The following is an 18,213-nucleotide window of genomic DNA, read 5'->3' on the forward strand; positions in this document are numbered from 1 at the left end:
CGTCCACGCGCACGCCGCCGACCGTGGCGCGGCCGGGCGCGTCGTCCGTCGCGGAGGCGTCGGCGGCGGCGCCCAGCGCGTCGTCGGCGGCGGGACCGGCAAAGCGGCGGCGCGCGGTGCGCAGCACGGCGGCCACCACGCGGTCGTTCTGAAAGAACACCACGTCGTCGGACCCGCAGCGCACCGGGCAGCCGTTGTGGTAGTACCAGTACGACCAGTCGCCCTGGTCGCGCGTGGTCGCCGGCGCGCCAAAGCGGTCGCGCACCTGCTCCGTCGTCATCCCCGGCGCGATGGTGCTCTGCGCCAGGGCCGGCGTCGCGGCGGTGACCAGCATCGCCGCGCCGGCCAGCAGCATCGACTTCTTCATCTCACACCCCGCGAAAAGGTGAACGGGTGAAGGGGTGAACGGGTGACGGGGTGCTCTCCGTCATCCCGTACCTTCGTACCCTCGTACCTCCCGTACCTGCCCCCGCACTTCCCTACGCACTTCCGACGAGGAAATCCGCCACCGACTGGAACAGGCCCAGCCCGTCCGTGCTGCCCAGCAGCGGATCGACCACGCGCTCCGGGTGCGGCATCATCCCCAGCACGTTCCCGGCCGGGCTGACGATGCCGGCGATATTGCGGGCGCTGCCGTTGGGGTTGGCTTCGGGCGTCACCGTCCCCACCGCGTCGCAGTAGCGGAATACGACACGGCCGGTGGCCTCCAGGTCGTCCAGGATCTCCGGATCCGCCGTGTAGCACCCCTCGCCGTGCGCGATCGGCACCTGCAGCACCTGCCCCACCTCGTACTCCGAGGTGAATGGCGGCTGCGACTGTTCCACGCGCAGGTAGACGGGACGCGAGCGGAACTTGAGGCTGCGGTTGCGCATCAGCGCGCCGGGGAGCAGGCCGGCCTCGCACAGGATCTGAAAGCCGTTGCACACCCCGGCCACGGGGCCGCCCGCGTTGGCTAAGGCGATCACCTCGCGCATGATGGGGCTGTGCGCGGCGATGGCCCCCGCGCGCAGGTAGTCGCCGTAGCTGAAGCCGCCGGGAAGAAAGACGGCGTCCACCCCCTGCAGATCGTGCTCCTTGTGCCACAGGAAGATCGCTTCCGCGCCCAGCCCTTCCTGGACGGCCTTGTAGCAATCGTAGTCACAATTGCTGCCGGGGAAGGTCACCACGCCGATCTTCATGCCGCGCTCCCGGCGCCCACCGTGACCGCGAAGTCCTCCGTCACCGGGTTGGCCAGCAGCTGGCGGCACATGGCCTCGGCCCGCTCCCGAGCCTCCGCCTCCGACGCCGCCGACAGGCTGAAGACGATCAGCCGCCCCACGTGCACCTCGCCCACCCCGGCAAAGCCCAGCGACTGCAGCGCGCCGCCCACCGCCTTGCCCTGCGGGTCAAGAATGCCGCGGCGCGGCGTAACCCGCACCTCGATGCCGTATTCCGTCACGCCCGTCTCTCTCGGTCGGATTGTCTGCGTCTGATGAAGCGCCGCCGCGGGCGCATCGCCTCGTAGTCCAGCTCCCGCTCGTCGTCCGGATCCTCGTCCACCTCGTCGTACAGCGGGTCGCGCTCCGGCAGGCGGTCCAGGAACCCCATCCCCACCGAGCGCACCAGCCCCCAGGTGATGTAGACGATGGAGAAGGGGAAAAAGAAGTACGCCGGCGCCGTGAACGCGCTCACCAGCGCCGCCAGCATCAGAAAGATGGCGAAGCGGCCGCCCCAGGTGCGGATGCTGAAGCGCGGGACCACCGGGTACAGCACGTTGCTCACCATCAGCACGCCCACGAACAGCATGAGCCACCCCGCCGTGCGCGCGATGGGCACCTGGGGCAGAAAGCTGTCCCAGAACGCCGTCTCGGTAAACGCAAAGTAGGTGGCCAGGCAGGCGCCGGCGGTGGGGGAGGGAAGGCCGTGAAAGTTGGCCTTGGCCGTCCCCGCCTGCTCGATGTTGAAGCGCGCCAGCCGGAAAACCGCGCAGACGATGTACAGAAACGCCAGGATCCACGCCCACTCGCCGCCGTCACGCAAGAACGCGAAGTAGGCGATCAGCGCCGGCGCCACGCCAAACGAGATGGCGTCCACCAGCGAGTCCAGCTCTTCGCCAAACGCGCTTCCCGTCGCCGTGAAGCGGGCGATGCGGCCGTCCAGCAGGTCCATGATGGCCGCGCCCACGATCATCCACCCGGCCGTGTCGTACGCCCCGCGCGACGCCGTGACGATGGCCCAGATGCCCAGGAACAGGTTGCCCAGGGTAAACGCGCTGGGCAGGATGACGACGCCCCGCCGCAGCCGCCTGCGCGGCGCCGCCGGTTCGATGAGCGTCATCGTCCCGCCCCCGGGTCGGCCAGCGGAAAGTCGTCCAGCGCCATCCCCGTGAGCCGGCGGAACGCGTCCTGGTAGCGGCGCGACGTTTCCTCGACGACGTACGGCGGAAGCTCCGGCCCCGGCGGCGTCTTGTCCCACTGGCCGCTTTCGACGAGCGTTTCCAGCCAGTCGCGCAGGGGCTGCTTGTCCAGCGAGGGCTGGCCGCGGCCGGGCGCGTACGCCTCCCTGGGCCAGAAGCGCGATGAGTCCGGCGTAAGCACCTCGTCCATCAGCCGGATGGTCCCGTCCGTGTCGGTGCCGAACTCGAACTTGGTGTCGGCGATGATGATGTCGCTCTCCGCCGCGATCTCGCGCCCGCGCGCATACACGGCCAGCGACGCGTCGCGCAGCCGGTCCGCCGCGTCGCCGCCCACGATCTCGCGCATCCGATCGAACGGGATGTTCTCGTCGTGGCCGCTCTCGGCCTTGGTCGCGGGGGAAAAGAGGGGAGAGTCGAGGCGATCGGATTCGCGCAGCCCGGCGGGAAGCGGCTCGCCGGCCAGAGTGCCCTGCTCGCGGTACTCCTTCCAGGCGCTGCCGGAAAGGTAGCCGCGCACCACGCATTCCACGGGGAACGGCCGCAGCTTGCGGCAGAGCATGGATCGCCGGGCCCAGCTGTCGCGGTGCGGGGCCAGGGCGGGGTAGCGGCGGGCGATCTGGTCCGGATCCACCGACAGGACGTGGTTGGGCACCAGGTCCGCCGTGCGCGCGAACCACCACGCACTGATCAGGGTGAGCACCTCGCCCTTGCGGGGCACCGGCGTGGGCATGACCACGTCAAAGGCGCTCACGCGGTCCGTGGCGACCATCAGCAGGGCATCGCCCAGGTCGTACACGTCGCGGACCTTGCCCCGCACCCGCAGCGGGAAAGGAAGGTCGGTGCTGACCAGCGTGGCAGTCAGGGTCGCGCTCCGTCAGGGGTGGCGAGGAGCCGGCAAGTTAGCAAACGGGCCGGGGGGCGGCAACCGGGGCGGGGGAAGGTACGCAGGTACGAGGGTACGGGGTACGAAAGTACGGAACGGCGGGCGCTTCGGATGGCCCGGCGCGAGGGGCGCGCCCCCTCCGGGCCGGCACCACCGGCCCTCCCCCGCAAACGGCGCGGGGAGGGAGGTGCGATGCACCTTGTCAAAGCGCGATCGACTTCTCCCCTCTCCGTGAGGAACGAACGGGGAGGGGCCGGGGGAGGGGCACCCCGTCGGATGCAGCTCAGTGCCTGCCGAGTCACTGGGGAGCCCTACACCCGCGCCGGCTCCATCCTCCGCGTGGCGTCGACGGCGAAGTGGATGGAGGAATCGACGTACGCCGCCTGGTCGATGCGCGTGTCCAGGCGGGTGGCGATGATGGTGGATACCACGCCGTGCAGGATGGCCCACACCACGTGGGCGTGGATGCGCGCCTTCTCCGCCTCCGGAAACGCGGCGGGCGCGCACTCCTGCACCAGTCGCGTGAGCACGTCCATGGAGCGGCTGGCGCGCCGGAACAGCTCGCGTGGAAAGCGCTCCGCCCAGCGCGGGTGGTGCATGTACATGATTTCGTAGTACTCCGGGTTCTGCAGCCCGAACTCCACGTACTTCCGGCAGTGCAGATCCAGCCGGTGCACCGGCGCACCCGGCGTCTCCGCCGCCTCGGCCACGGTCTCGTACCAGCGCTGGAATCCCTCGTCGATCAGCGCGTGGACCAGCTGGTCCTTGTTGGCGAAGTGCTCGTAGATGCTGCTTACGCTGCACCCCACCTGCCGCGCGATCTTGCGCATCGACAGGTTCTCGTAGCCGTCGCGAACCAGCAGGGTGCGCGTGGTGTCGAGCGTGGCGGCACGCAGGCCGGTGTCCGTCCAGGGCTGCTGCATCTGCGGGATGGCTGGGGAGTGCGGCGGGCCGCGCCCGGTGACCGCACAATGTCGCAGAAGCTGCCGGGCGGTGTCAACTGCACCGCGCGGGGTTGCGCCGCGAGATCATCTCGTCTAGCCTTGCAGCCGAACGATGTTCGGGACGAGCATCCCGTGTTCGTCTTTTATTCGCTGCCGCACCTGGAGAATCCGTGGCCAACGACGCCCTTCGCCGCACGCCGCCGCCCATCGACCCAGACTTCTACGGCTGGTTCAGCACGCTCACGGAAGAGGAGAGCGCCACCCGGCTGGCCGTGCGCAGGGTGATGGAAGAGGTGGTGGCGCCGGTGGTCAACGCGTGCTGGCAGGCGGAGGAGTTTCCGCACGCGCTGCGGGCCGCGTTTCGCGGGATGGACCTGCTGGACGGCTGGTACCACGACGTTCCCGGGCCGCCCGCCGTGGCGCGTGCCGTCATCAGCATGGAGATGGCGCGGGTTGATCCGGGCTCGGCCAGCTTCTTTGGTGTGCACGCGGGGCTGTGCATGGGCTCCATCGCGCTCGCCGGGTCGGATGCGCAAAAGGCGGAGTGGCTGCCGGCACTGCGGCGGTGGGAGAAGGTGGGCGCATTCGGGCTCACGGAGCCGGACGTGGGCTCCGGCACGGCGGGCGGCCTGACGATGCGCTGCCGCCGCGATGGCGACGGCTGGGTGCTGGACGGGCAGAAGAAGTGGATCGGCAACGCCACCTTCGCCGACGTGGTGGTGATCTGGGCGCGCGGGGAGGAGCCGGGGGCCGTGCACGGCTTCCTCGTCCGCACGGAGAACCCGGACTACGCGGTGGAGAAGATCACCGGCAAGATCGCCCAGCGCACCGTGCAGAGCGGGCTGATTACGCTGGACGGCTGCCGCGTGCCGGAAAGCGACCGGCTGCCGGGCGCGAATACGTTCAAGGACGTGGCGCGCATCCTTCGCGTGGGGCGTGCGGGGGTGGCGTGGCAGGCGGTGGGGTGCGCGATGGGCGCGTACGAGCACGCGGTGCGCTATGCCCGCGAGCGCGAGCAGTTCGGCCGGCCGATCGGCGGATTTCAGCTCATCCAGCAAAAGCTGGTGACCATGCTGGGCAACATCACGGCGATGCTGGGGATGGCGCTGCGGGTGACACGCATGCAGGAAGACGGCACCCAGCGCGACGAGCACAGCGCGCTGGCCAAGCAGTTCTGCGCCGCGAAGTGCCGCGAGACCGTCGCGCTGGCCCGCGACCTGATGGGCGGCAACGGCATCCTGCTGGAGCACGGCGCCGCCCGCCTGTTCGCCGACGCCGAAGCCATCTACAGCTACGAGGGGACGAACGAGATGAACACGCTGATCGTCGGCCGCGCGATCACGGGGCTCAGCGCGTTCGTGTAGAGGGCAGCGCGGAGGACCAAGCCGCGATGAAAGGCATCGAACTGCGTCCGCGGGGTGCCCCTCCCCCGGCCCCTCCCCGTTCGTTCCTCACGGAGAGGGGAGAACTTCGATCCCGCTTCGGAAAGGTGCGTCGCACCTCCCTCCCCCGCGCAGTTTGCGGGGGAGGGCCGGGGAGGGGGGCGGCCCACCATCCCGCTCCACCCCATCCGAGGCGCACCGCAGATTGCCTCACCCAACCTCCCCCGGCAGTTTCGGGGGAGGTGGGCCGGTGGTGCCGGCCCGGAGGGGCGCTGCCTCTCGCACCGCCCCTTCCGCAGCACCGAAATCCTTTCTCTGCACGCCCGCCGGAACACCTCTTGCCGCCCCTCGCGATCATTCACGTCCCGGCCACCCGGCGCCGATCGGAACGCCGCGGGCCGGGACGAACGCGTGGAGAGGACGAGCGGATGAGCATGGTACGGATCGGCAACTCGGAGCTGGAGATCTTTCCGCTGGGGCTGGGCGGCAACACGTTCGGCAACACGACGGATGAACGGGCGTCGATGGAGGTGCTGGACGCCTTTGTGGCGGCTGGCGGCAACTTCATCGACACGGCGGATTCGTACTCGCACTGGAAGCCGGGCAACCGCGGCGGCGAGTCCGAGACCATCCTGGGCGAGTGGATGCGCCAGCGGGGGAACCGCGGGCAGGTGGTGATGGCCACCAAGGTGGGCGGCATGCCGGGGCTCAAGGGCCTCTCGCCCGACATCATTGCCCGCGCGGCGGACGACTCGCTGCGGCGGCTGGGGACGGACTACATCGACCTGTACTACGCCCACCACGACGATCCCGCCGTGCCGGTGCCCGAGATCGCGACCGCGTTCGACGCGCTGGTGCGTGCGGGCAAGGTGCGCTACGTCGCCATCAGCAACCTGGCGCCAGAGCGCATCGACGAGTGGATGCGCGTCGCCCGCGAGAACGGCCTGGCCTTGCCCGTGGCGCTGCAGCCGCAGTACAGCCTGGTGAGCCGGCAAAAGTACGAATCAACTTTCGCCCCGGTGGCGGAGAAGCACGGGCTGGCGGTGTTTCCTTACTTCGCGCTGGCGAGCGGCTTCCTTACCGGCAAGTACCGCACGCAGGCGGACCTGGAGGGCGCGGCGCGCGGCGGGGCGGTGGCGCCGTATCTGAACGCGGACGGGCTGCGGGTGGTGGATGCGCTGCAGTCCATCGCCGAATCCCGCGGCGCGGCGATCGCCACCGTCGCGCTGGCGTGGGTGCTCGCCAAGCCCACCATCACCGCGCCCCTGGCCAGCGCCACGCGCCTGCCGCAGCTGGCCGAGCTGATGGCCGTCCCCGCGCTACACCTGACTGAGGAGGAAGTCGCCGCGCTGGACCAGGCGTCGCAGCCGTTCGCCTGAGCGGGTGGTGCCCAACCAGCACGAACCGTCATCCTGAGGGAGGCGCCGCGCTGCAATGTGTGGCTGCGACGCAGCCTGGCGCCGACCGAAGGACCTTGCCGGCAGAACCGTGAGGCTGGATTCCCGCCGGGACACTTGCGTCTCGCGGGGGGAGAGAAGGTCCTTCGGTCGCGCGCAAGCGATTGTGTGATCTCAGGTTGTCGGGTGGCGCTCCCTCAGGATGACTGGCTTCTTCCTTTTGAGGTTGAGCGATACCTCTGATCCAATTCTCCCGCTCCGTGAGGAACGCAGGGGGCGGGGGAGGGCACCGCCCCAGATGAACGTCCGCGGCGGCGCCGTGTACGGGAGGCCGTAAACGTCACACTGTCTTCGCTTTGTGGGTACCGCATGACCGTCGTCTCACCGTCCGCCGAGTTGGAAACCATCGAGCCGCTGCTGGACTTGCTGCGCGGACGGCGCGCGGTGGTGCTGGCGGGGGCGGGGTGCAGCACGGAATCCGGCATCCCCGACTACCGCGGGCCGGACGCGAAGCCGCGCGCGCCGGTGCAGTACGGCGAGTTCGTCCGCAACGAGGCCTCGCGCGTGCGCTACTGGTCGCGCAGCGCGGTGGGCTGGCCGCGCTTCTCGGCGGCGCGGCCCAACGCGGGGCACGTCGCGCTGGCGGAGCTGGAGGACGCGGGGGTGGTGCAGGGGATCATCACCCAGAACGTAGACGGGTTGCACCACGCCGCGGGCAGCCGCCGCGTGGTGGAACTGCACGGCTCGCTGGCGTCCGTCCGCTGCCTGCAGTGCGGCGAGGTCTCACCCCGCGGCGCGTTCCAGGACCGGCTGATCTCGATGAACACGGAGTGGGCGCGGCGGCTGGGCCCCGCCGTGGAGCAGGCGCCCGACGGCGACGCGGAACTGCCGGCGTGGGCGATGGAGGCGTTCCGCGTCCCCGCCTGCAAAGCGTGCGGCGGCGTCATCAAGCCCGACGTGGTGTTCTTTGGCGAGAACGTGCCCAAGGAGTGGGTGGAGGACGCGTGGCGCCTGTTTGGAGAGGCGGACGTGCTGCTGGTCGCGGGCTCGTCGCTGACGGTGTACTCCGGACGCCGCTTCATCTACCGCGCGCAGCAGGATGGCGTGCCCATCGGCATCATCAACATCGGCCCCACTCGCGCGGACGAGATGGCGGCCGCCAAGGTAGAGGGCCCGCTCGGCCGCGTCCTGCCCCAGTTGGTGGAAGCGCTGCGGCGATAGCGCGGGAACACGGGTCTCAGGCAGGGACGCGGAGTGCATGTCCTTCGCGCCGTTACTCGCGTGCAGCCGGCGGGGCGCGGAGTCCGAAGATCGGGGTGCCGTCCGGGCCCATCTCGAACTTCTGAAAATACACGTCGAAGAGCATCACCCGCTCCGATGGTCTGCGTGTCACCCAATTCAACATGGGCGCGTACCAGGCGTCCCCGTCGAGGCCCTGCATGAGCTCCCAGACGGGCTCCGGAAACTTCCATCGCGCGGCCGGCGCGATCTGGCGCGCAAGTGCTTCAAGCCAGCGCGAGTCCGGCGTGACTTCGCCCTCGCGCCAGCTGTCGATCAGCTCGCTGAACTTCATCCCGCCGGTAAATCCCGCCATTCCGAAAAGGCGCTGTGCTTCGCGGTCGCCTTTTCTCACGGTGCACTCGGTTTCCAGCAGCCGGAGCGTCAGCGCGGTGCGCTCCTGCCGGCCGGCCGCGCAGATCTTGTTGGTCTGCTCGTAGCCGAGCTCCAGCTGCACGTACGGCCAAGCCGGCCAGTCTTCGACAGCTTCGGCGTCAGGCGGGGGCAGCACGGGCTGCAGCTTGTCGAACAGCTCCTGCGCCGCCTCCGCCACTTCGGCCCCGTCGGGAGAAAATCCCGGCGCGATGGGCTGCGGCGAGCCGGGAAAAAAGTCGGTGCCGGTAAGAAACGCCTTCACGAGGCGGTGGATGTCGGCCGGCTTGCGGGGATCCACCCGCACCTGGTCCGCGAAGATCGTCGGCGCGCTGGCCCCGCACTGCAGAACGATGATGCGCGTGTCGGGGCTTTCGGGGTCCATGGCCACCCCGCACTCCCACATGCAGTAGTCCCAGTCCTGGTCCGACGACGTGTAGATCAGCGCGACGGTGCTGGCGCGCCACAGCGCATTCATCAACTCCTGGTTCAGCCCCCGTCCAATCCTCGGTGCCGCGGCCGTGAGGGATGACGACTGGAACACCTCCACGCGCCCGCCGCTGCGCGTGCGGACAAAGGATGCGATGACGCTCGCGATCCTGGAGTCCGCGTGCTTGTGGCTGATGAAGAACAGGGGCCCGTCGGAAGCTCTGGTTGCCTGTGGCTGCTCGCTGGACATGGATTCCCTCAGGTGTGGAACGGCGGCCGGAGAAACGTTCCGCGCCCGTGTCTCCTGATACAAGGAGTAACCTCTTCCGCGTGGCGGTCAAGAGAGTCGCCGTCTCCCCGGGAGAACAACCGGCAAAGGCTCGTACTCTCGGGCCACCCTCCTGTGGTTGGACACGTTTTCGCGGTTTCCCCATGTGAAGCAGTACAACGCTTGATCTTGTTAAATTGGTCCGTTAACGTGAGCGATAGCACGGCGCCTCCTTGGCGCACCGACGCAACTCTCGTTACCGAAGGATCCCATGAGCCGTTCACGTTCCAGACTGCGCCACACCCTCTTCGGCGCGCTGTTCGCCACATGCATGGCATTCGGCACGGCGCAGGCGCTGACTGTTCCGCAGGTGGGTGTGCCCATCCCCGTGTCGTGCAACCCGTACGACAAGAACTCCACCGCGATGTGCGCCGAGGAGTGCGGGGATCGGGGCTACTCCAGAGGATTCTGCGCTGGGGACGGTGGCTGCCGGTGCCTGGGGCAGCTATAGAACCGAGAGAAGAGTCGGTATCCAGCTGCCCGTGACCGGTATGGTCATGAACGGGGCGCGGAGAGAAACGTCTCTCCGCGCCCACCGTATCTCCATATGGCCTGCTGCGGCTACGAGCCGTAGACCTCGAAGATGCCGGCGGCGCCCATGCCCCCGCCCACGCACATGGTCACCAGTCCCATGCCGCCACCGCGGCGGCGCAGCTCGTGGATGAGTTGGGTGCTCAGCTTGGCGCCGGTCGCGCCCAGCGGGTGGCCCAGGGCGATGGCGCCGCCGTTGACGTTGGTCTTTTCCTCCGGCAGTCCGATGTCGCGCATCACCGCCAGCACCTGGGCGGCAAAGGCCTCGTTGAACTCGATGAGGTCGATGTCGGCCATCGTCATCCCCGTGCGCTTGAGAGCGTTGGGCACCGCCAGCGCCGGCGCGATCCCCATGATCTCCGGCGCCACCCCCGACGTGCCGAACCCCACGAAGCGCGCCAGGATGGGCAGCCCCTCCGCCTCCGCCTTTTCGCGGCTGGTCAGCACCAGCGCGCCCGCGCCGTCGCTGTAGGGCGAGGCGTTCCCCGCCGTCACCGTGCCGGTGGCCTTGAACGCCGGGCGCAGGCCGGAAAGCTTCTCCAGCGACGTGTCGGCCCGCACCAGCTCGTCGCGCCGGAACTCGCCACCGTTCACGCGGACGGGGACGATCTCGTCGTCGAACCGCCCCTCGGCCAGCGCCGCGGCGGCGCGCTGGTGGCTGCGCAGCGCCCAGGCGTCCTGGTCTTCGCGGTTGATGCCCCACCGCTCGGCCACGTTCTCGGCGGTGAAGCCCATCCCGATGTACGCTTCCGTCATCTCGGGGTGCAGCTCCTTGTGATGGCCGCCCATGGGAATGCGGCTCATCATCTCGACCCCGCCGGCGATCACCGTATCCGCCATCCCGGTCATAATGCTGGCCGCCGCCATGGCCACCGTCTGCAGCCCGGACGAGCAGAAGCGGTTGACGGTGGTCCCCGCCACCTCGTACGGAAACCCGGCCCGCAGCACGGCCATACGGGCGATGTTGGTGCCCTGCGCGCCCTCGGGGCTGGCGCACCCCAGCATCACGTCGCACAGGTCCTTGGGCTGAATGCCGGCCGCCTGGACCGCGCCCTTGATGACGTCCGCGGCCAGGTCCACCGGGTGGACGTTGGCCAGCGAGCCGTCGGCCTTGCCCTTGGCCACGCCGCTGCGGACGGCGCTCACGATGACTGCCTCGTGCATCTTTATCTCCTTGTGCCGTATGCGTCCGTAGCGGAAATCAGTTCCTGAGCGGCTTGCCGGTCTTGAGCGTGTGCTCGATGCGCTCCTGCGTCTTGGCCGTGCCCAGCAGCCGCAGAAAGCCCTCGCGCTCCAGGTCCAGGATGTCCTGCTCCGTCACCTGGCGCGGCGGGCCGTCGCCGCCGCAGAGGACGAGCGCGATCTCGCCGGCGATCATTACCTCGTGCTCGCTGATCTGCCCGGCCTCGTGCAGGCTCCACACGCCGTAGCGCAGGTTGCCGATGCCGCGGTTGCCCAGCGCCTGAATGGTGCGCGGCGGGGGCGGCGCGTAGTCGGGCGCCAGATCCAGCACGCGCATCTTGGCGTCCGCGATCTGGTGGTCGCGGTTCATGCTGATCCGGTCGCCTTCGCGCAGGAAGCCCAGCTTCCGCGCCTCCAGCGCGCTGGTCGACGTCGTCGCCATGGCGATCAGGCCAAAGGCGCGGCGCACGCCTTCGAACAGGTCCGCCTCCTCGTAGCTCTGCAGCTCTGAGGTGAAGCGGAAGAGCAGTTCCTTGGTGCCGCCGCCGCCGGGAAGCAGGCCCACGCCCGTTTCCACCAGGCCGATGTAGCTTTCCGCGTGCGCCTGGACGCGATCCGCGTGCAGCGTGATTTCCGCGCCGCCGCCCAGCGTGAGCCCGAACGGCGCCGCGACCACGGGGAAGGGCGCCTTGCGCAGCCCCGTCGTCGTCTCCTGGAAAAAGCGGACGGACTTGTCCAGCTGCTCCCAGCGCCCCTCGCGCGCGGCGCCCAGCGTGGCGACCAGGTTGGCGCCCGCGCTGAACGCCCGCGGGTCCTCGTGGCTCACCACCAGGCCTGCGAGGCCGTGGCGGTCCACGCGCTGGATGGCGGTGTGCACCATCCGCAGCACGCCTTCGCCCAGCGTCCCCATCTTGCTGCGGAACTCCAGCAGCGCCACGCCGTCGCCCAGGTCCAGCAGCGCGGCCTCGTCGTTCTCTTCCAGCACCCCGCCCGCGCGGCGGATGGCACCCAGCGTGAGGGTTCCCGCCGCGTCCGGCAGCGTCTGCCGCGACCCGTCGAACGCCAGAAAGGTGCGCCCGTCCTCGCTGTAGAAGGAATCGCCCGCCTTCGTAAGCAGCTCCGGCTCGTCCAGCCCCTCCGCCGCGATCGTCTCCCGGACCAGGTCAAGCCCAACCGCGTCCATCTGCCGGAACGGGCCCTGCTCCATCGCGAAGCCCCACTCCAGCGCGCGGTCCACGCCAACGACGTCGTACGCCAGCTCAGGTGCCTTCGTCAGCGCGTAGTGCCAGGCGCGCGCGAACTGCGCCCGGGCAAACGCGCCGTACTTGCCGGGCAGCTGCAGCACGCCGCGCACGCGCTCCGCAAGCGGCTTCTTCGCGATTTCGGGCACGCCGGGGATCTCGGGCTTCGCCTGCGGTTTGTACTCGCCCGTCTTCCAGTCCAGCGTCTGGATCTGCTTGCCCTGCTTGCTGTAGAAGCCCGCCCCCGTCTTTTCCCCCAGCCGCCCCTGGTCCACCAGGTCCAGCGCCCACTGCGGCATGGTGAAGTCCTCGCCCGTGGCCTCAGCCAGGCCGCCGCGCACGTGCTTCAGGACGTCCAGGCCGCTGAGGTCCGCGGTGCGGAAGGTGGCGCTCTTGGGGCGGCCGGTCAGGGGGCCGTTGATGAGGTCGACTTCGTCGATGGTCAGGTCGTGCTCCTGCATCAGCCGCATGGTCTGCACGCTGCCGTACACGCCCAGCCGGTTGGCGATAAAGCCGGGGACGTCCTTCGCCAGCACCACGCCCTTGCCCAGCATCCGCTCCCCGAACGCCGTGAGCGCCGCCAGCGCCTCGGGCGAGGTTTCGGGGGTGGGGATGATCTCCAGCAGCCGCAGGTAGCGCGGGGGATTGAAGAAGTGCGTCCCCAGAAAGCGCTTGCGGAACGATTCGCCGCGCCCTTCCACAAGCACCGACATGGGGATGCCGGAGGTGTTGGTCGTCACCAGCGCGTGCTGGGGAAGGATCGTTTCCAGCCGCGCGTACAGTGCCTGCTTGGGGCCGGGCTGCTCGATGATGGCTTCCACCACCCAGTCGCAATCCGACAGCAGTTCCAGGTCGTCCTCGGTGTTGCCGGTCTGGATCAGGCGAATGCGGTCGGAGTCCATGAACGCCGCCGGCTTGCTCTTGGCGATGCGCTCCAGCCCCTTCTTTGCGGGCCCGCCGCGGTCGCCGTCCTGGCCGGGGATGTCCAGCAGCACTACCGGCACTCCGGCGGACGCCGCCAGCGCCGCGATCCCCGCGCCCATCGTTCCCGCGCCCACTACGCCGATCTTACGGATTCGCATACGTCCCCCGGTTGGGTCGATACAGGTCGCTCGCGTGTCCAGCCCGCCGCACGGGCCCGGCGCCCCGGCGAGAAGCGTTCCCCACCCGCGGACACCGTCACGCCGAACTGCGTTCGGTAGGGTAGAAGCGAAGATAGAGGGTGTCAACTTGAGCGGGGCTCAGCAAGTCGCACCCGATGGATGGAGGCTCGACGACGGGCATCGAACTGCGTCGGCCGTGCGCCCCCTCCGGGCTCGTAAACCTCGCCCACCTCCCCCAAAAAAGACTGGGGGAGGTTGGGATTCGGAGAAATCCACGCGCTCCGGCGGGCCCCGCGGAGGCCCCCTCCGGGCGAGCACCACTCGCCCAGCTCCCCCGAAAAAGACTGGGGGAGGTTGGATGCGGAGAGATCGACGCGCTCCGGCTGGCTCCGCGCAGGCCCCTCCGGGCGAGCACCACTCGCCCACCTCCCCCGAAACTGCCGGGGGAGGTTGGACGTGGGCTGGATATTCGGCGAGCGGGATGGATTGGAGCGGGATGGTGGGCCGCCCCCCTCCCCGGCCCTCCCCCGCAAACTGCGCGGGGGAGGGAGGTGCGACGCACCTTTCGAAGCGAGATCGAAGTTCTCCCCTCTCCGTGAGGAACGAACGGGGAGGGGCCGGGGGAGGGGCACCCCGCGGGGCACCCCGTCGGGCGCGGTTCGATACCCATCGTCGAACTCCCGACTGTCGGCATCCCCAACCTCCCCCAGTCTTTTTTGGGGGAGGTGGGCCGGTGGTGCCGGCCCGGAGGGGGCGCGCCCCTCACGCGGACGCCCGCCGAAGCGGAATCGATGCCCATCCCCCCCAACGTCCCCCTTGTCCGTTTACGGCGTGCGCGCCTATCTTGCCGCCGCTGGACCCACCCCGACGGACGATCCAACAAATCCCCAAAACAGGTGCAACTCATGAGGACCCTCCGTACCGCGGCGGCCGGCGTGCTGCTGGCGTGCGCGATGGCGGCGCCCGCGCACGCGCAGCCCCGCACCGGCGCGTTTCCCACGCTGCGCATCGGGCAGAGCGTGTCCGGCAGCATCGCCGCCGCCGACCCGGCGCTGTACGAGCGCGGCCGCTTCAAGGTGTACCAGTTCCAGGCGTCGCCCGGCCGGCGATACATCGCCACAATGGAGTCCGGCGACTTTGACGCGTACCTCACCCTGGCGCGCACGGTGGGCGGCATTACCGACCACATGCTGACGGACGACGACGGCGGCGGCGAGGGCACCGGCGCACGCCTGCGCTTTACCGTCCCCGCGGCGGGCACCTACCTGATCCTGGCGCAGTCGCTGGGCGAAGAGGGTGTCGGTGCGTTCACGCTGCGGCTGGACACGGCCACCATCCGCCAGCCCACCCCGCAGGCGTTCACCGTCGGCACGCCGGCGCGGGGCGAGCTGTCGGACACCGACGCGGAGTACGAGGACCAGGGCGCCGAGGGCTTCTACGACCTGTACCGCCTGCAGGGGCGCGCGGGCCAGCGTCTGCGCATCCGCATGGCGATGGGCGAGTTTTACCCGTCGGTGGAAGTGGGAACCATGCAGGGCGGCCAGTTTCAGTCGCTGGACAACGTACGGGCGGCCAACGACGGCGCGGTGACCGTTACCCTGCCGGAGGCGGGCGAGTACTTCATCCGCGCCGGCGCCTACGGCAGCGTGACCGGCGAGTACACGTTGACGGCCGAGGAGCGCGCCCCGGCGGCGGCCCCGCGCACCACCCCCATCCGCCTGGGCGAGAACGCCACCGGCGAGCTGGAGGAGGGTGACGCGGAACTGGAGGACGGGCGCTGGTACGACGCGTACGTGTACACCGGCCGCGCGGGCGAGCGGCTGCGCGTAGACCTGCGCTCGGAGGCTTTCGACGCGTTCGTGGCCATCGGGCGGATGGTGGACGGCACCTTCACCGAGATCGCCTCCAACGACGATGCGGAGGACGGCGAGGGGCTGGACAGCGCGCTGGAGGTAGAGCTTCCCGAGGATGGACGCTTCGTCATCCAGGCCACCTCGTTCTCCCCCGGCGGCGAGGGCGCGTACCAGTTGAGCGTGTCGACTCCTCCCTGATCGGTAGCAGATTCGGACGGATCGCGGCGCCTCGCGAGTTTTTCTCGCGGGGCGCTTGTCGTTGCGGCAGCGGCAGATGTGGAATCCGTTGCGCACGCGGGCGATGTCGGTTATCGTGTGTTTGCGCCGCTTTCCGGCGGCAAAGTGCTACCGTCCGCGGCTTTCCCACCCCGCCGTGGACCCCGCGCGCCCCCCTGAACTACGAAGCCCGGGCCGTGGCCACACGCTCTCATCTCTCCCACACATTCGCGCGGGTCCTTGCGCTGGCGCTGCTTCTTGCCGCGCTGCCGGGCGTGCTGCGCGCGCAGGACACGGCAAAGGCGCCATCGTCCACCGCACCCGCCGGTACGCGGGTCACGCGGCCGACGCTGAGCGCGCCCGCGACGGTCGCGCGGCCGCCCGCATCGACGGTCGCCCAGCCCGCGCAGCAGCCCGCCATCGTCCCGGACGTCGCCGGCCGTACCGTGGACCAGGCGCGGCGGCTGCTTGCGGCGGCCGGGCTGGAGGTGGGCTCCGTCGCGCAGGGGACGGGGAGCGGCACGCCGGGCACCATCGTCCAGCAGCAGCCGCGCGCGGGCTCGGCGGTGGCCCCCAAATCCACGGTGCAACTGTGGCTGGCGCCGGAGGCCACCACGGCGTCGCAGCAGCCGCCCGTCTCGCGCCCGCCCGCCACGCGGCCGTCGGCGCCGTCGGCGCCGTCGGTCGTCACCGTGCCGCGCCTGGCGGGGCGGACGGTGGAGGACGCGCGCACCACGCTGGCGCGGATCAGCCTGCAGGTGGGCGACGTGGGGGAGGCCGCGGGCACCGGGGCGCCGGGAACCATCGTCCGCCAGTCGCCGCGGCCGGGGATGCCGGTGGTGCGCGGGTCGTCCGTGCAGGTGTGGGTGGTCCCCGCGCGCGTGGCCCAGCAGCCGTCGCAGACGCCGACCGCGCCGCTCCTCGTGCGCGTGCCGAACGTGGTCGGGCAGCCGGTGTCGGACGCGCGCGAAACGCTCTCTGGCGCCAGCCTGGCGCTGGGTGAGACGGCGGAGGCGGCGGGACGGGGTGCGCCGGGCACCGTCGTGCGGCAGCAGCCGGCGGCGGGCTCGGCCATGCTGCCGAACTCTCGCGTGCGCGTCTGGCTGGTGCCCGCGGCCACGCCCGCCGCGGGCGGACAGGTCGCCACGCGTCCGCAGCCGCCGGCGCAGACCGCGGTCGCACAGACCCGGCCGGCGGCGGATTCCGCGGTGCAGAACCCCGCCGCCAGGAACCCGGCCGCGACCGTGGCAGTGACCACCGCGCCGGCGGCGGGCGATTCCGCCGCGATGCCGCTGGTGACCGCGCCGGTCGCGGGAGACTCTGCCGTCGCGGTGCCGGACGTGCGGCGGCTGGCGCTGGTGGATGCGCAGGCCTTGCTGGCGGCTGCCGGCTTCACCGCCGTGGTGGACACCGCGCTGGCGGATAGCGCCGGGTGGACGGTCTCTGCCCAGCAGCCGGGCCCGGGCGCGCGGCTGGCCAGCGGCGGCCTGGTCGCGTTGCTGCTGGATCCACCCGCCGCCGGCCCCGTCGCCGCGGCGACTCCGCCGCCGCCCGTGGCCGGGCCCACGCAGCCCGTGGCGGAAGACGCAAAGAAATGGGGCCGGCTGTGGCTCCCGCTCGCCGCGCTGCTTCTGGCCGTCGTCTTCGCGGCGGCGGTAGGGGCGCGGCGGATGCGCGCCCGCAAGCAGGTGCTGCCCGTGGCCGGCGTAAGCGCGCGGCTGCGGATGGACACGCCCGCGCGCGTGGCCGTGGAAGGCACGCCGTTCGGCGGGGCGCGCCTGCGTTTCCGGATGAATCCAGGGCGTACCGCGGCGTTGGTTTCTGCCCCGGGTACGCTCTTCGTGCAAAAGGAGGAGGTTGCGGGTGACTGAAGAGGCTACGCTGGCAGATCTGCTGCAATTCGACAAGCACATCGCGGATCCGCTTCGCGAACGGGTGCGTATTCTGGCGGAGCGGTGGCCGCTTCCCAAGGGCAAACTGCGCTCGGCCGCCGTGGACCAGGTGGTGGAGCGCGTGCGCGACCGCCTGTCCCCGCGGCTGTACCGCGTGCTGGCCGCGGCGTGGCGCCATCATCCCGCCTGCCAGGAGTACTGTGATCCCGTGAAGCATCCGCCCTCCGAGGTGAACACGGTGGAACTGGCGGAGCACAAGGTGGAGTGGGCGTGCGAGCCGGTGGTGGAGGTGATCGCGGATGGGACTGATTCCGCGGGGCTGGGCCGGCTGGCGTCGCTGGAGTTTGCGATCAAGGTCGTCGCCAAGGTCCGCGCAGGGGTGGTGACCATCCAGGACGCGCGCTTCGTGAAGATGGAGGCGATGAAGCTTGTCCTGGAGGCGAAGATCAGCGTGGAAACCGTCTCCATCGCCCGTTTCGAGGTGCCGGTAAGCCTGCCGGTAAGCATCCGCTTCGGCGAGCACGGGGAGCCCATCTGCCTCCCCGTTGAACCGGCCGAGGCCCCCGCCGCCGCGTCCACCCAGATCGCCGTCCCCGCCATCATCGACGGCAACGCGGCGCGTGTGGGATCAGCGGGAAGATGAGTGCGGATGAGCGGGTGATGAGCGGATAAGCCCGATGAGCGGGTAAACCCGCTGCTGGGAAAGCGATAAGCCCCGTTTTTTCTCGGCCGGGGCGCTGAACAAACGGGGGTGAAAAAAAATGGGGGCAAAAAACGCCGCCCACGG

General features: G+C 70.2%; 15 protein-coding genes. 6 read left to right on the plus strand and 9 right to left on the minus strand.

What is annotated here, in order from left to right; all coding sequences use genetic code 11:
* From bamE to ACOJUJ_RS22220, 6 genes are all read right to left on the minus strand, one after another.
* Positions 1 to 367: outer membrane protein assembly factor BamE domain-containing protein (gene bamE, locus ACOJUJ_RS22195; protein ID WP_420129104.1), on the minus strand; the 367-nt coding region annotated here is incomplete at its 3' end.
* 112 nt (positions 368 to 479) lie between these two features.
* Complete coding sequence (gene purQ / locus ACOJUJ_RS22200) at positions 480 to 1,178, minus strand: phosphoribosylformylglycinamidine synthase subunit PurQ (protein WP_420129105.1); 699 nt, start codon at positions 1,176 to 1,178, stop codon at positions 480 to 482.
* Complete coding sequence (gene purS, locus ACOJUJ_RS22205; protein ID WP_420129106.1) at positions 1,175 to 1,438, minus strand: phosphoribosylformylglycinamidine synthase subunit PurS; 264 nt, start codon at positions 1,436 to 1,438, stop codon at positions 1,175 to 1,177. Before purS ends, purQ begins: the two co-directional genes overlap by 4 nt.
* A complete protein-coding gene (gene pssA, locus ACOJUJ_RS22210) occupies positions 1,435 to 2,316 on the minus strand; it encodes a CDP-diacylglycerol--serine O-phosphatidyltransferase (RefSeq protein WP_420129107.1) in 882 nt (293 codons plus the stop codon). Before pssA ends, purS begins: the two co-directional genes overlap by 4 nt.
* A complete protein-coding gene (locus ACOJUJ_RS22215) occupies positions 2,313 to 3,257 on the minus strand; it encodes a phosphoribosylaminoimidazolesuccinocarboxamide synthase (protein ID WP_420129118.1) in 945 nt (314 codons plus the stop codon). Before ACOJUJ_RS22215 ends, pssA begins: the two co-directional genes overlap by 4 nt.
* A gap of 332 nt (positions 3,258 to 3,589) precedes the next feature.
* Positions 3,590 to 4,201, minus strand: coding sequence for a TetR/AcrR family transcriptional regulator (locus ACOJUJ_RS22220; protein WP_420129108.1), 612 nt, complete (start codon positions 4,199 to 4,201; stop codon positions 3,590 to 3,592).
* Between the two features lie 191 nt (positions 4,202 to 4,392).
* Here ACOJUJ_RS22220 and ACOJUJ_RS22225 point away from each other — a divergent pair, with 191 nt between their 5' ends.
* From ACOJUJ_RS22225 to ACOJUJ_RS22235, 3 genes are all read left to right on the plus strand, one after another.
* Positions 4,393 to 5,586, plus strand: coding sequence for an acyl-CoA dehydrogenase family protein (locus ACOJUJ_RS22225; protein ID WP_420129109.1), 1,194 nt, complete (start codon positions 4,393 to 4,395; stop codon positions 5,584 to 5,586).
* A 446-nt stretch (positions 5,587 to 6,032) separates the two neighbouring features.
* On the plus strand, positions 6,033 to 6,983 hold the full coding sequence (locus ACOJUJ_RS22230) for an aldo/keto reductase (RefSeq protein ID WP_420129110.1): 951 nt from the start codon (positions 6,033 to 6,035) through the stop codon (positions 6,981 to 6,983).
* 387 nt (positions 6,984 to 7,370) lie between these two features.
* Positions 7,371 to 8,222: an NAD-dependent protein deacetylase gene (locus ACOJUJ_RS22235; protein ID WP_420129111.1), complete on the plus strand. Its 852-nt coding sequence runs from the start codon at positions 7,371 to 7,373 to the stop codon at positions 8,220 to 8,222.
* 52 nt (positions 8,223 to 8,274) lie between these two features.
* On the opposite strand, the gene ACOJUJ_RS22240 is transcribed toward ACOJUJ_RS22235, so the two are convergent.
* The 3 genes from ACOJUJ_RS22240 to ACOJUJ_RS22250 all read right to left on the minus strand — a co-directional run bounded on the left by ACOJUJ_RS22240 (position 8,275) and on the right by ACOJUJ_RS22250 (position 13,444).
* Entirely contained in the window at positions 8,275 to 9,330 is a 1,056-nt protein-coding gene (locus ACOJUJ_RS22240) for a hypothetical protein (RefSeq protein WP_420129112.1), read from the minus strand.
* Positions 9,331 to 9,969: 639 nt separating this feature from the next.
* Positions 9,970 to 11,103 carry a thiolase family protein gene (locus tag ACOJUJ_RS22245; protein ID WP_420129113.1) on the minus strand — a complete coding sequence of 378 codons (1,134 nt, stop codon included), beginning with the start codon at positions 11,101 to 11,103 and terminating at the stop codon, positions 9,970 to 9,972.
* A 37-nt stretch (positions 11,104 to 11,140) separates the two neighbouring features.
* A complete protein-coding gene (locus ACOJUJ_RS22250; protein ID WP_420129114.1) occupies positions 11,141 to 13,444 on the minus strand; it encodes a 3-hydroxyacyl-CoA dehydrogenase/enoyl-CoA hydratase family protein in 2,304 nt (767 codons plus the stop codon).
* A gap of 926 nt (positions 13,445 to 14,370) precedes the next feature.
* Between ACOJUJ_RS22250 and ACOJUJ_RS22255 the strand changes: the two genes are divergently transcribed.
* The 3 genes from ACOJUJ_RS22255 (at position 14,371) to ACOJUJ_RS22265 (ending at position 18,069) form a co-directional block, all read left to right on the plus strand.
* A complete protein-coding gene (locus ACOJUJ_RS22255) occupies positions 14,371 to 15,516 on the plus strand; it encodes a hypothetical protein (protein ID WP_420129115.1) in 1,146 nt (381 codons plus the stop codon).
* A gap of 215 nt (positions 15,517 to 15,731) precedes the next feature.
* Positions 15,732 to 17,405, plus strand: coding sequence for a PASTA domain-containing protein (locus ACOJUJ_RS22260; protein ID WP_420129116.1), 1,674 nt, complete (start codon positions 15,732 to 15,734; stop codon positions 17,403 to 17,405).
* On the plus strand, positions 17,398 to 18,069 hold the full coding sequence (locus ACOJUJ_RS22265) for a hypothetical protein (RefSeq protein WP_420129117.1): 672 nt from the start codon (positions 17,398 to 17,400) through the stop codon (positions 18,067 to 18,069). Before ACOJUJ_RS22260 ends, ACOJUJ_RS22265 begins: the two co-directional genes overlap by 8 nt.
* Positions 18,070 to 18,213 lie beyond the last annotated feature (144 nt).

The sequence above is a fragment of the Longimicrobium sp. genome (assembly GCF_048594345.1).
Taxonomy (GTDB): domain Bacteria; phylum Gemmatimonadota; class Gemmatimonadetes; order Longimicrobiales; family Longimicrobiaceae; genus Longimicrobium.

Excerpts from the sequence above, each read along its gene's own strand:
- ACOJUJ_RS22245 (WP_420129113.1), bottom strand. The coding sequence starts at position 11,103 with ATGCACGAGGCAGTCATCGTGAGCGCCGTCCGCAGCGGCGTGGCCAAG.
- ACOJUJ_RS22240 (WP_420129112.1), bottom strand. The coding sequence starts at position 9,330 with ATGTCCAGCGAGCAGCCACAGGCAACCAGAGCTTCCGACGGGCCCCTG.
- ACOJUJ_RS22220 (WP_420129108.1), bottom strand. The coding sequence starts at position 4,201 with ATGCAGCAGCCCTGGACGGACACCGGCCTGCGTGCCGCCACGCTCGAC.
- ACOJUJ_RS22250 (WP_420129114.1), bottom strand. The coding sequence starts at position 13,444 with ATGCGAATCCGTAAGATCGGCGTAGTGGGCGCGGGAACGATGGGCGCG.
- purQ (WP_420129105.1), bottom strand. The coding sequence starts at position 1,178 with ATGAAGATCGGCGTGGTGACCTTCCCCGGCAGCAATTGTGACTACGAT.
- pssA (WP_420129107.1), bottom strand. The coding sequence starts at position 2,316 with ATGACGCTCATCGAACCGGCGGCGCCGCGCAGGCGGCTGCGGCGGGGC.
- ACOJUJ_RS22255 (WP_420129115.1), top strand. The coding sequence starts at position 14,371 with ATGAGGACCCTCCGTACCGCGGCGGCCGGCGTGCTGCTGGCGTGCGCG.
- ACOJUJ_RS22235 (WP_420129111.1), top strand. The coding sequence starts at position 7,371 with ATGACCGTCGTCTCACCGTCCGCCGAGTTGGAAACCATCGAGCCGCTG.
- ACOJUJ_RS22230 (WP_420129110.1), top strand. The coding sequence starts at position 6,033 with ATGAGCATGGTACGGATCGGCAACTCGGAGCTGGAGATCTTTCCGCTG.